Genomic DNA, 11,111 nt, shown 5'->3' with positions numbered 1-11,111 from the left:
TCCTTGTGGCGCCCCTTCTATATTAGCTGTTTGCTACTTTTGTTAAAGCTTCGATTACGCGATCTGCTTGGAATGGCTTTACAATAAAGTCTTTTGCCCCACCCTTAATTGCATCTAATACCATACCTTGTTGTCCCATTGCAGAACAAATAACAACTTTTGCACTTGAATCAATTTTAATAATTTCTTTTAATGCTTCAAGTCCGTCCATTTCTGGCATAGTAATGTCTAATGTTACAATATCCGGTTGAAGTTCTTTAAACTTCTGAATTGCTTCTACTCCATTCTCTGCTTCACCAATAATTTCAAATTCAGAATTACTTTTTAATAAGTTTTTAATCATCGTTCGCATAAACATCGCATCGTCTACAACTAAAATTTTATGTGCCATTCTTTTTAATTCTCTCCTTCTATGTATAAATATATCTTAATATTTCACCTTATCATTCTCACTCATTATACAAAATAAAATGATAAAATTTAATATTTTTTTAAAAGAATTTTCGTATTTTCATTATTTTATTATTAAAATGATAATATACTATTCTTTTATGTAAATGACAACGCGACGGTTTTTCTCCCAATTTTGCGGTGAATCATTTGGTACTACTGGCTTTGTGTCTGCATATCCTACCGCAGCTAACCTTTTATCATCCACATTATACACTTCAATTAAGTGATGAATCATATTAGCTGCTCTTGCTGAAGACAGCTCCCAGTTAGAAGGGAATTTGTCATTATGAATAGGTCTACTATCTGTATGCCCTTCAACAACAATCGGATTTGGTACTGATTGGAAAAATCCAACTAATTGACTTATTATCTCTTTCGCTTCTGGTTTAACGTTCGCATCACCCGTATCAAATATTAAATTATCTACTATAACGACGCTTACTCCCGTATCCTCTCGATATACATTCACTTGACTAATACCGTTATTATCTACATATGCTTTTAACTTTTTATATAATTCATCCATTCTTTTTTTCGAGACCATTTTTTCATCATTTTTTTCATGTGAAATATCTGGTATTGTATTTTCCATTACTTTTGCATCTACTTGCTCCACGTCACTAAACTTTTCAAGCATCTTTGACAATTTTACTGCATCCTGCTTTGATGTAGCAACTAGTAATACAAAGAAAGTTAATAATAACATCGTTAAATCTGTAAAAGTCGTCATCCAACGAGGCGATCCCTTTTGCGGTCGTTTCATCATCACCATACCACTCCTTGAAATATTAGGCTGCTCGTTTTACTTTTTTTATCTTTGTTTCGTATACATATGTATCGAGTTTCAACTTTAATTTAGAAGGGATTTGACCGCGATATAATTCTGAAATCGCTTCAATAACAAACTTCTTCTCTGTATATAAATCTTCAATACCACGATACACCTTTTCAGCAAGAGGGATTGCAATCATATTTGCAAGTACTGACCCATACAATGTCGTTAACATCGCAACTGCCATCCCTGTACCAATCTGCGATGTGTCTTGCAAGTTTTGAAGCATAATGATAAGACCGATTAAAGTCCCTATCATGCCCCAAGCTGGAGCGAAATCGCCAATTTTATCTAATAATGCTGCCCCTTTTCTTAACTCATACACTTCCGTTTCAACATCTTTCATTAACACTTCTTTTAATTCATCTTCATCGTAACCACTTAACATTAATCGAATTCCTTTTTGAATAAAAGGATTGTCTACTTGCTCTCCATCAACTTCTAAAGAAAGTAGGCCGTGTTTTTTAGACTTTTTCGAAAAATCGACAAACAAATCCGTTAACTGTTCTAAATCTTCTTCTTTTCTATGTAAAACAGTAAAAATACTTTTCGTATATTTTTTTATTTCTCCAAATCGATATGCCACAACAATTGTCGCAGTTGTTCCCCCTATTACAATTAAAATAGATGAAACATCTAAAAAGTTTTTAAAAGCTTTTACTCCGCCGCCGCCAATCATAATTGCTGCTATTACAATAGCAAAACCTACTATTATGCCCACTGGGCTAGAAATATCAAACTTCCTTTTTTTTCTTTCTGGTCTAGCAAACACTTGATTTTCATCTCCCATATTCCGGACCTTCCCTTTTCATTTTTATAAAACATTTTTTTATTTTAATAATGCGTTTTCACATATAATGTTTATTATACGCTTATCATCTATTTATCGCAATATACTCATAAAATTGACACATTTCATTTCCATATTAGAATTATAGTATGGAAATATGAGGAGGATCACGATGGAACATAACATTTTACAAGTCATTGCACTAGCAGAAAAATTAAAATACGAAATGCGACATAGCTGGCTTTCTAACGGGCGTCAAGAAAGTGTTGCTGAACATACGTGGCGCATGTCTCTAATGGCCATTTTAGTTGAGCCTTATTTAGATCAAAAAGTAAATATTGAAAAATTACTTAAAATGGTTATTATTCACGACCTAGTCGAGGCAGAAGCTGGTGATATTCCTGCTTTTGATACAATGAATAGTCATGAATTACAATTACAAAAACAAAAAAATGAGCAAGAAGCCATTTTAAATATTAAACGAACATTAAAAGGTTCTCTCGGTGAGGAATTATATGATTTATGGATGGAGTTTGAAGCGAAAGAAACGTACGAAGCAAAAGTTGCCAACGCACTTGATAAGCTTGAGGTGAAAATTCAGCATAACGAAGCTGATATTGCTACGTGGCTACCAATTGAGCATAAAATGACATTCCAAGTGGCAAAGCATACAAACTTTGATTCTTTCCTATCTAAATTACAAAAAATGATTGAACAAGATGGAGAAAAGAAATTACTAGCTGCCGGCATTGACGTGGAAGCTTGCAAACGATAATGAAAAGACACTCAATATGAGTGTCTTATTTTATTATCGTTGATATAGCCTGCTTGTATATAAGCTGTTGTTTTCCATCAACTAACATTAAAACGGTAAATTTGTCTATCGCAACAACTTCTCCTACTATTCTAACGCCACTCTTTAAAAAAATTGTAACAATACCTTTTTCTTCTTTTATTTGTTTATATAACTCTTCTTGTAAATGTTCCAAATACTTTTCTCTCCTTTTTTACAAAATATCTTAATATAAAAAACTACAAATTATTTATTTGTGTACTTTATCTTTTACATTCATAAACTTATTAATAAGTATATCTAAATCTCGGCTAAATAACAAAACTTTATCATGATCCAATCCGTGTCTAGCAACAAGTTGGATTAGCTCTTTCTTTTTGTTTTCTATTTTATTGTGTAATTTTCCCATCTCCATCTCTTTACTAAAACTCCCTTTTCCCATAATATTACTTGTAAAATTATAGTACAAATCCTCTCATAAAAAAATATAAAAATGGTTTTTTTTACAATTTTTATGTTTTTTTATGAACAAATCGCAAAATATATAACGATTTCTTCACATACCCCTAGCACAATATACAATTAAAATAACCATACAGGCGTTTGTCTAATTACAAAAGAGACTGGCTCCTTTTCCATACAAAAAACATACTGTATATAGTAGTCCATGAATTATATAGATTAACTTACTCAAAAGGAGGAAAACATATGAGCTATGGTGGAAGTTGCGCTGGTTTCGGCGGTGGATTTGCTTTGCTTATCGTACTATTCATCCTTCTAATCATCATCGGTTGTAGCTGCTGGGGTGGCGGCGGATACGGATACTAATATATCCTACCCTTAACAAATGAACGAAAAACTATACGAAAACAGCTCATATTTGAGCTGTTTTTTCATACTTTCGTATGAAGTGTTATCCCTCTTTTTTGTGATTTCAACTAATAAAAAAACGTTTACTATGAAATAAGAAATGTTTTACTAAGGAGGATTACAATGATTAAAGGTCTTTACGAAGCACATTTACCTGTCAGTAACTTAGAGATATCAATATCTTTTTATGAATCACTTGGACTGAAATTATATAAAAGAGGAAATGATATTGCTTTCTTTTGGATTAAAGAAAATGAAAGTTGGCTTGGCCTTTGGGAAGGCACAGAATACAAAGTTAATTATCACCCTTCTTTACGACACATCGCCTTTCAAGTAAGCTTACATGATTTAAAAAATGCAATACACTGGCTAAACCAAAAAGAAATTTCAGCTAGAAAAGATTTTGGAATGGAACCAATTGAGCCGATTGTTTTTCCAGAATTAGCACATGCCGCCGTATACTTTAATGATCCTGACGGAAATAGTTTAGAATTGATCGCACAATTACCTGTTGGACTTCCTACAGCGGAGAAAGTGTATTTAAGCGAGTGGAAAAAACAAGTTCAAGCATCATTATTACATACGGATTAATCTTTTATGTCAATTTCTTATAGCACACTTTTGAAAACAAATAATACCTTCAAAAAACTATTTTATGGGCAAACATTAAGTGTACTTGGAGATTGGTTTCATACGGTAGCTTTAGTAACATTTGTCTACAGCATAACGGAATCGCCTTTTATGGTCGCCCTTACTTTTATAAGTAAAGGTTTACCTCAACTTCTTCTTAGCCCTTTCATAGGCGGGATTGTAGATCGTTTTCCTAAAAAGAAGATTCTTATTTTTACCGATATTTTACGAGGCATAATCGTCCTCACTTATTTATTTGCATTATATAAAATTGAGATTATTTTCATTTCTAACATATGTTTATCCGTACTTTCTTGTTTATTTGAACCAGCTAAACAAGCAACCTTAAAAAATATCGTACACCAAAATCATTTCGTAACTGCTAACTCTCTTTCTAGTACAATTAATAGTTTTATGTCTATTATGGGTGCTTCTTTAGGCGGAATCCTTGCACAATCTTTACATATTGAGTTCGCTTTTTTAGTAAATAGCCTGTCATACTTTATTTCAGCCTATTTTATTTATAATATGAGTGTCCCTTCTCATGATACTTGTAACAAGAAAAAAGCATTTTTTACTGATATAAAAGATGGTTACACATACATATTACAAACAAAAATCATTTTAACGTTAATTCTTGTCGGCATTTCATGGGGCATGATTGGAGGGGCTTATCAGCTACTTCTAACGATCTATGCCGAAATAATTTTCCACACCAACATTGGAATTTTATATACGGTTCAAGGGGCTGGGCTTATGATGGGAAGCCTTCTCGTTAATCTTTATATGTCTCATAATAAAGAAAAAATGAAAAAAGCATTCGGGTGGGCCTATTTCCTACAAGGAATTTTCTTTCTCGGATTCATTTTATCCGATCAACTTATTATCGGTATCATTACATTATTCTGTATGCGCATAGCAGGAGGAATCATCGTTCCACTTGATACGACATTACTTCAAACTTATACGAAGGAAAATATGATGGGTAAAGTTTTTTCATTCCATTATTCCATTTACGGATCTCTTATTCAGCTATCTATGTTTTTTACTGGAGCGCTTTTAGAAGTCCTTTCTCCGCAAGTTATTGGTAGCCTTTTAGCTATATGCTGTATTTTTGTTAGTTTTATATGGCTTTACCTGTTTTATCGCGGGAAACTGAGTGAAGAATCTACTATCACTTAATAGCATGTTTATGTACATGCTATTTTTATTTATGTCGAAATATAAAGGAAAAAGGCGATTTATTTTCCTTACGTTCTAATTTTTTAGAATGTACAATAAATTTAGATCATAAGAAAGGAGATATCATAATGTTTGACGATAGACTTACTATTTCAGCTGAGCAGCAGAAGCTCATTTCTAATGCAACTCGCATTCAAATTCTTCACCTTTTAAAAGACGAGGCACTCACTGCAAAACAAGTAGCTACTAAACTAAATAAATCTGCTGGTAGCGTACATTATCACGTTCAAATTTTATATGATGGAGGGTTACTTGAATTAGTAGACACGAAAGAAAAACGGGGAATTATTGAAAAATATTATAAAGCAAAAGCTGCTCATTTCTATATTGAAGAAAGCGGCACAGAAGGAACGAATACAGGTAGTCATATTGTATCTCATTTATTTTTAACTCCAGAGGAATTACAACAGCTTACTTGGGAAGTTACACAAGTTTTATTACGCTGGGAAAACAAAACCGCTCGTCAATCAAACTCCGAAGAGGAATACTCCATTTCCTGCAGGATTAAAAAACAATGAAAGAAAGGGCCATTTGTTCATGAAAAATAAATTATTATTATTGTCGGGAACAGGAATTTCTCGTTTAGGTGATTTTATGTATCTCATCGCCTTAAACATAATGGTGTTAAATAGCACAAACTCCCCTGCTGCTGTAGCAGGATTATGGATTGTAGGTCCAATTGCCACCGTTGTTACAAAAATATGGTCTGGTAGCATAGTAGATCGATTAAACAAACGGTCCATTATGCTCATCACAGATATAATTCGAGCAGCTCTCATTGGCTGTATTCCACTATTTGATTCTATTTGGGCCATTTATATTTTTATCTTTTTAACTCGCATTGCTACATCATTTTTCGATCCAGCATCATTTTCTTATAGAACAATGCTCATACGAGCTGAAGAACGCGCTCAATTCAACGCTTGGAATAGCTTATTTACAAACGGGGCTTTTATTATCGGTCCAGCTCTTGCTGGAATACTTCTCACCACGTACTCAACATCCTTTGTGATTTACTGCAACTCACTTTCCTTTCTACTTTCTACCATTCTCATTTACTTCTTGCCAAACATTACACTACAAACAAAACAAAACGAAGAAGTTGCAAATACTTTCGTACAAACATTACGAAGTGATTGGAAACAAGTTTTTTCATTCGCTCGAACTGAAAGTTACATTATTCTCATATTCGTTTTATTTCAAGCTACTATGCTTGTCTCTATGGCACTCGATTCACAAGAGGTTGTTTTCACAAAACAAGTACTGTTTTTATCCAATATAGAATATAGCATGCTTGTTAGTATAACTGGTGCTGCTTACGTTTTCGGTTCATTTCTTGTTTCTCTCTTTGCTAAACGATTACCAATTCAACATTGTATCGGATTAGGTATGATTTTCACAGCAATAGGCTATGTAATTTTCGCCTTTTCAAGTTCATTTATAGTTGCAGCGAGTGGTTTCATTTTACTTGGCATTTCTTCATCATTTGCTGGTACTGGCTTTATAACATTTTATCAAAATAACATCCCTGTACATATGATGGGACGTATTGATAGCGTATTTGATTCCATAAAAAATTTCATCCAAATCTTTTTCATTTTAGCAATTGGGGCATCCGCACAATTTCTTTCCGTTCAAATCACTGTAATAAGCAGCTCATTACTCATTTTTTTCCTTTCCTGTTTATTAGCAATCCGTGTAATGACGCCTTCACGAGAAAAATATTTTAAAGCTACAGGGTCATCATTGGAATATTAAATGCGAGAAAAAAGCGGCTATTTAGCCGCTTTTTTCCCGTTTTAAAGGACAGTAAGCCCCACTGATTAAAGTTTCACTTTATGTTAAAATATGTATTGGATCTGATTATGTAGGAGGGCTATTTTGGAGATTATATTCACTTTCATATGTATTATATTAGTAGCTTCTATTTTACAAACAAGTACAGGTTTTGGCTTTTCTATTATGGCAACACCTTTCTTACTTATGTTATTTCTACCACAAGAAGCTATACAAATAAATATCATTTTATCCTTAATTATTTCCATATCGCTCATTTGGAAAATAAGAATGGACATTGATTTTATTCTACTGAAAAGATTAATTTTCGGAAGTATAATTGGTGTTCCTTTTGGTATTATCATTTTCACTTCCATTAACATCAACACATTTAAATTAGCAATTAGCATCCTGCTCTTACTATTAACGTTGATGCTAATATGCAACTTTAAAATTAAATCAACAAAATCTAGAGATTTCTTAGTCGGTGGATTATCCGGTCTTTTAACGACAAGTATAGGTATGCCCGGACCTCCCCTGTTACTGTACTTTACAGGAACTGATACGAAAAAAGAAAAGTTGAGAGCAACTACTTTAGCTTTTTATCTATTTATATATTTCATTAGTCTACTAACTCAAATACTCTTTACTGGGACAAATAAAACAATTTGGGAATCAAGTTTGTATGCTATTCCAATCGTATTTTTAGGTTTGTATATAGGTCAAATTATTTTCAAATGGCTTAATCAACGGATTTTTAAAATATTTACGTATATCCTTTTGAGTTGTACAGGTATGTATCTTCTTATTGAAAGTTTGCATTTATTATAAGTAAACTCTTCAAGACAATAGATGCTTTAAATTGTACAAAAACTCATAGATTTAAACGATAAAAAGCGGCTATTATGCCGCTTTTTATATTCACTTATACTAACGTTTCATCACAAACCTCTGTTACATTTTTAAAGTATTGCAAGTTCTCCTTCACTTCAGCTTCGTTAAATAAATTGAGCTGCTTCATTATTTCAGCAGCAAATTCCACGTACGCAGATCCTACCGCGGTTATGATTTTCCCATCAACGGTTACATCTTTATTTTGTTTATATTCCCATTCATGTAAATGCGCTAATTGTTTTTCATCTGGTGTTAATGATGTTGAGAATTTCTTCTTATTAAGTACTCCTGCTGCATGTAGTAATGATGTCCCTGCACAAATACCTGCTATCCATTTATTTTGCTTATGTAATTCATTCACGATCGATAACAATTGTTCATTTTCTAAATGATCAAAAATATGTCCTCCTGGTACAATAAACACTTCATAATCTGCTACTTCAACATGCTCGATAGAGACATGTGGTTGACATAAAAAACCGCCTTCTCCTGTAACTGTTTTTCCGTCTATTGTTGCTGTTATTATTTCAAATTCCTTACTTATCAAAAATAAACTCGCTATATTCACTTCAAATTCTGCAAATCCATCGAATAAAAAGATTAAAGCTTTTTTCATATTATCTCCTCCTTCTATACTTATTCGAAAACAATCATATTTCTCCTCCAAAAAAGGCAGACCTACATGAAGGTCTGCCTTTTTATTCATTTCTTATTAAGTCCTTTTTCACTTAAAAACTCTTTCATATGCATTCTTTTTTCTTTAGCCATAAACGAACTCATTGATTCTGTCCATGTTACGTTTTTCTTGTTTGCTGATCTTTCTTTGTAATACGAACTCATCGTTTCATCGTATTCGTTTAGTAATTCATCATATTTCTTTTCATCATACCCATTTTCATGTAGAATTGCCGCTACTGGTAAACGTGGTTTCACTCCATGATTTTCATCTGGTACACCAACTGTCATTCCGAATATAGGATATACTTTATCTGGTAAATGAAGCAATTCACTTACTTCTCTCGGGTTATTACGAATACCACCAATATAACAAATACCGTATCCTAACGATTCTGCTGCTAACGCTAAGTTTTGCGCGAACAGTGAAGCATCTACCGTCGCAACGATAAAGTCTTCTACTCCTTCATGCTTAATCTCTGTACCATGCTGTTCACACGCCATTTCAAGTCGTTTTAAATCTGCACAACAAACAAAGAATGCTGCGCAGTCTTTCACGTGACGATTTCCGGATAGCTCTGCTAGTTTAACCTTTAAGTCTTGATCTGTTACATATATAACAGAATACGCCTGTACAAAATGCGAGGAAGCAGCATGCTGCGCAGCTTGCACCATTCTTTCTATTACATCTTTCGGAATTGATTCTTCTTTATATTTACGAACTGAAACGTGTTGCTCCATTGTATGTATGATCTCATTCATGAAAAACACTCCTTTTTTCTCTTCCTAATGAAAAATTAACATATCTTTTCCAATATTCACAACTTATAAGCACAAAAAGAGCAATTCTTTTTGAATTGCTCTTTTTAAAACGTCTATCAATACGGTGCATGAAATTATATCGACGATTATTTAAATATATCAGCGATTTTTCAGATATATCGACGATTCGACAAGGGATATCGACTTACCGACAAATAACGACAAATTCACTCCGAATTATTCCTTATCTTATTACGCTGTTTTCAAAACTTTAACACCTTTTACGATATTCCAAATGAAGTAATAAACCCCTACAAGAATGAATACTGCATATGTGATCATCATTCCAATTCCAGCACCATCAGATTGATTGAAACTTAAACCATATATGCCTGATACTGCTAATCCACCAAATAAAACCGCATACGGGAAAACATGTGACCAAAATGCTTTTTTCGCGTGATATTTCACTTCATCCTCCGCAATGAAGTACACGATAATTGGCAGTAAAAATGGTGCAAAAAAGATACTAAAGTAACATAGTGAAGATAATATATTATTTCCTTTCATCCGATTCACCTCTAAATAGTTTTTGTTATCTTCATTATGTCAGGAATGCATTCTAGAAACTATCGCTTTACCTTTCAGGAACATGACATTTTTGTAAGATTTTCCGCAAAACAATCCCGCCTGGACTTCCAGACGGGATTATTTTTCTCTATATTCGATTCATAAACCAATATTGCGTAATAGCAAAATACTCTCGTATATTCGATGGAATAACAATTCGCTTCGGCGTTTCGGCCGGAAGACCCTCTAATTGTAAACCTTGCTTTGCTGCTATTTTTTTCGCTCTAAACATATGGAAATCGTTTGTTACGATCATCCCTTTTTTCATATTGTCCGGAATTAAAGGTTTTGAGAATGTAATATTTTCATCTGTACTCGTTGACTTATCTTCCATTATTATGCGGTCTTCTGCAATTTTTAGTTTCATTAATCCATTTTTCATTGCTAATGCTTCTGAAATATCTTCTCCTTTTCCTTTCCCTCCAGACACGATAGCAATTGTTTTCTCATGTGATTGTAAATACTCAGCAGCTTTATCAATACGATATTGCAAGGAGTATGATGGTTTCGTCCCGTTTACTTTCGAGCCTAATACAATTATATAATCAGCATCATAGGCCGCATTCATTTGCCCATGCTTATAAATGTTATATTGTAAAAATCCCGCATAAACAGCGCAAACCATTATAATCCCTATCGTATACTTAATTATTTTCTTCTTTTTCATATCCATATTCTCCTATGTTCTTTGCTTCTTTCATGATAATATCCATTTATTTGTTTGTATACAGACAAATTCCAATTCAGTCTAATTTATCCTCTGG

Annotated in this window: 16 protein-coding genes; 7 read left to right on the top strand and 9 right to left on the bottom strand. The window is 33.2% G+C overall.

Going from position 1 to position 11,111, the window contains the following annotated elements:
- Positions 1 to 22 precede the first annotated feature (22 nt).
- From ABH961_RS03495 to ABH961_RS03485, 3 genes are all read right to left on the bottom strand, one after another.
- Positions 23 to 391 carry a response regulator gene (locus tag ABH961_RS03495; protein ID WP_000940570.1) on the bottom strand — a complete coding sequence of 123 codons (369 nt, stop codon included), beginning with the start codon at positions 389 to 391 and terminating at the stop codon, positions 23 to 25.
- A gap of 150 nt (positions 392 to 541) precedes the next feature.
- Positions 542 to 1,219 (bottom strand): OmpA family protein, encoded by a 678-nt coding sequence (locus ABH961_RS03490; protein ID WP_000977943.1) that lies wholly within the window; start codon positions 1,217 to 1,219, stop codon positions 542 to 544.
- Between the two features lie 22 nt (positions 1,220 to 1,241).
- Positions 1,242 to 2,075, bottom strand: coding sequence for a flagellar motor protein MotP (locus ABH961_RS03485; protein ID WP_000502146.1), 834 nt, complete (start codon positions 2,073 to 2,075; stop codon positions 1,242 to 1,244).
- Positions 2,076 to 2,247: 172 nt separating this feature from the next.
- Between ABH961_RS03485 and ABH961_RS03480 the strand changes: the two genes are divergently transcribed.
- Entirely contained in the window at positions 2,248 to 2,850 is a 603-nt protein-coding gene (locus tag ABH961_RS03480; protein WP_098080131.1) for an HD domain-containing protein, read from the top strand.
- 25 nt (positions 2,851 to 2,875) lie between these two features.
- Here the strand turns inward: ABH961_RS03480 and hfq are convergent, their stop codons facing one another.
- On the bottom strand, positions 2,876 to 3,064 hold the full coding sequence (hfq, locus tag ABH961_RS03475; protein WP_087985600.1) for an RNA chaperone Hfq: 189 nt from the start codon (positions 3,062 to 3,064) through the stop codon (positions 2,876 to 2,878).
- A gap of 54 nt (positions 3,065 to 3,118) precedes the next feature.
- A complete protein-coding gene (locus ABH961_RS03470) occupies positions 3,119 to 3,337 on the bottom strand; it encodes an aspartyl-phosphate phosphatase Spo0E family protein (protein ID WP_002096752.1) in 219 nt (72 codons plus the stop codon).
- 239 nt (positions 3,338 to 3,576) lie between these two features.
- Between ABH961_RS03470 and ABH961_RS03465 the strand changes: the two genes are divergently transcribed.
- From ABH961_RS03465 to ABH961_RS03440, 6 genes are all read left to right on the top strand, one after another.
- Positions 3,577 to 3,696 (top strand): YjcZ family sporulation protein, encoded by a 120-nt coding sequence (locus ABH961_RS03465; RefSeq protein WP_000120179.1) that lies wholly within the window; start codon positions 3,577 to 3,579, stop codon positions 3,694 to 3,696.
- 165 nt (positions 3,697 to 3,861) lie between these two features.
- Entirely contained in the window at positions 3,862 to 4,329 is a 468-nt protein-coding gene (locus ABH961_RS03460) for a VOC family protein (RefSeq protein ID WP_098080129.1), read from the top strand.
- Positions 4,330 to 4,335: 6 nt separating this feature from the next.
- Positions 4,336 to 5,550, top strand: coding sequence for an MFS transporter (locus ABH961_RS03455; protein ID WP_098080127.1), 1,215 nt, complete (start codon positions 4,336 to 4,338; stop codon positions 5,548 to 5,550).
- A gap of 128 nt (positions 5,551 to 5,678) precedes the next feature.
- Complete coding sequence (locus ABH961_RS03450) at positions 5,679 to 6,128, top strand: ArsR/SmtB family transcription factor (RefSeq protein ID WP_098078459.1); 450 nt, start codon at positions 5,679 to 5,681, stop codon at positions 6,126 to 6,128.
- Between the two features lie 19 nt (positions 6,129 to 6,147).
- Positions 6,148 to 7,368: an MFS transporter gene (locus tag ABH961_RS03445; RefSeq protein ID WP_404518895.1), complete on the top strand. Its 1,221-nt coding sequence runs from the start codon at positions 6,148 to 6,150 to the stop codon at positions 7,366 to 7,368.
- Positions 7,369 to 7,491: 123 nt separating this feature from the next.
- Positions 7,492 to 8,217 (top strand): sulfite exporter TauE/SafE family protein, encoded by a 726-nt coding sequence (locus tag ABH961_RS03440; protein WP_098080123.1) that lies wholly within the window; start codon positions 7,492 to 7,494, stop codon positions 8,215 to 8,217.
- Between the two features lie 94 nt (positions 8,218 to 8,311).
- Here ABH961_RS03440 and ABH961_RS03435 read toward each other — a convergent pair whose 3' ends face one another.
- The 4 genes from ABH961_RS03435 to ABH961_RS03420 form a co-directional block, all read right to left on the bottom strand.
- A complete protein-coding gene (locus ABH961_RS03435; RefSeq protein WP_048543416.1) occupies positions 8,312 to 8,896 on the bottom strand; it encodes a type 1 glutamine amidotransferase family protein in 585 nt (194 codons plus the stop codon).
- An 86-nt stretch (positions 8,897 to 8,982) separates the two neighbouring features.
- Positions 8,983 to 9,717, bottom strand: a complete 735-nt coding sequence (gene nfsA / locus ABH961_RS03430; RefSeq protein WP_048543417.1) for an oxygen-insensitive NADPH nitroreductase — start codon at positions 9,715 to 9,717, stop codon at positions 8,983 to 8,985.
- Between the two features lie 252 nt (positions 9,718 to 9,969).
- Complete coding sequence (locus ABH961_RS03425) at positions 9,970 to 10,287, bottom strand: magnetosome magnetite crystal formation protein family (RefSeq protein WP_048543418.1); 318 nt, start codon at positions 10,285 to 10,287, stop codon at positions 9,970 to 9,972.
- Between the two features lie 148 nt (positions 10,288 to 10,435).
- Positions 10,436 to 11,014, bottom strand: coding sequence for a YdcF family protein (locus tag ABH961_RS03420; protein WP_404518892.1), 579 nt, complete (start codon positions 11,012 to 11,014; stop codon positions 10,436 to 10,438).
- Positions 11,015 to 11,111 lie beyond the last annotated feature (97 nt).

Origin of the sequence: Bacillus sp. RC251 (genome assembly GCF_044908765.1) — a bacterium.
Classification (GTDB): domain Bacteria; phylum Bacillota; class Bacilli; order Bacillales; family Bacillaceae_G; genus Bacillus_A; species Bacillus_A wiedmannii.
This window is presented reverse-complemented; position numbering and strand designations above follow the sequence as displayed.

Bases quoted from the DNA above. Each gene is read 5' to 3' on its own strand.
- ABH961_RS03450 (WP_098078459.1), top strand. From the start codon at position 5,679: ATGTTTGACGATAGACTTACTATTTCAGCTGAGCAGCAGAAGCTCATT.
- ABH961_RS03495 (WP_000940570.1), bottom strand. From the start codon at position 391: ATGGCACATAAAATTTTAGTTGTAGACGATGCGATGTTTATGCGAACG.
- ABH961_RS03490 (WP_000977943.1), bottom strand. From the start codon at position 1,219: ATGATGAAACGACCGCAAAAGGGATCGCCTCGTTGGATGACGACTTTT.
- ABH961_RS03460 (WP_098080129.1), top strand. From the start codon at position 3,862: ATGATTAAAGGTCTTTACGAAGCACATTTACCTGTCAGTAACTTAGAG.
- ABH961_RS03485 (WP_000502146.1), bottom strand. From the start codon at position 2,075: ATGGGAGATGAAAATCAAGTGTTTGCTAGACCAGAAAGAAAAAAAAGG.
- ABH961_RS03465 (WP_000120179.1), top strand. From the start codon at position 3,577: ATGAGCTATGGTGGAAGTTGCGCTGGTTTCGGCGGTGGATTTGCTTTG.
- ABH961_RS03480 (WP_098080131.1), top strand. From the start codon at position 2,248: ATGGAACATAACATTTTACAAGTCATTGCACTAGCAGAAAAATTAAAA.
- ABH961_RS03445 (WP_404518895.1), top strand. From the start codon at position 6,148: ATGAAAAATAAATTATTATTATTGTCGGGAACAGGAATTTCTCGTTTA.
- nfsA (WP_048543417.1), bottom strand. From the start codon at position 9,717: ATGAATGAGATCATACATACAATGGAGCAACACGTTTCAGTTCGTAAA.
- ABH961_RS03425 (WP_048543418.1), bottom strand. From the start codon at position 10,287: ATGAAAGGAAATAATATATTATCTTCACTATGTTACTTTAGTATCTTT.
- ABH961_RS03435 (WP_048543416.1), bottom strand. From the start codon at position 8,896: ATGAAAAAAGCTTTAATCTTTTTATTCGATGGATTTGCAGAATTTGAA.
- ABH961_RS03455 (WP_098080127.1), top strand. From the start codon at position 4,336: ATGTCAATTTCTTATAGCACACTTTTGAAAACAAATAATACCTTCAAA.
- ABH961_RS03420 (WP_404518892.1), bottom strand. From the start codon at position 11,014: ATGAAAAAGAAGAAAATAATTAAGTATACGATAGGGATTATAATGGTT.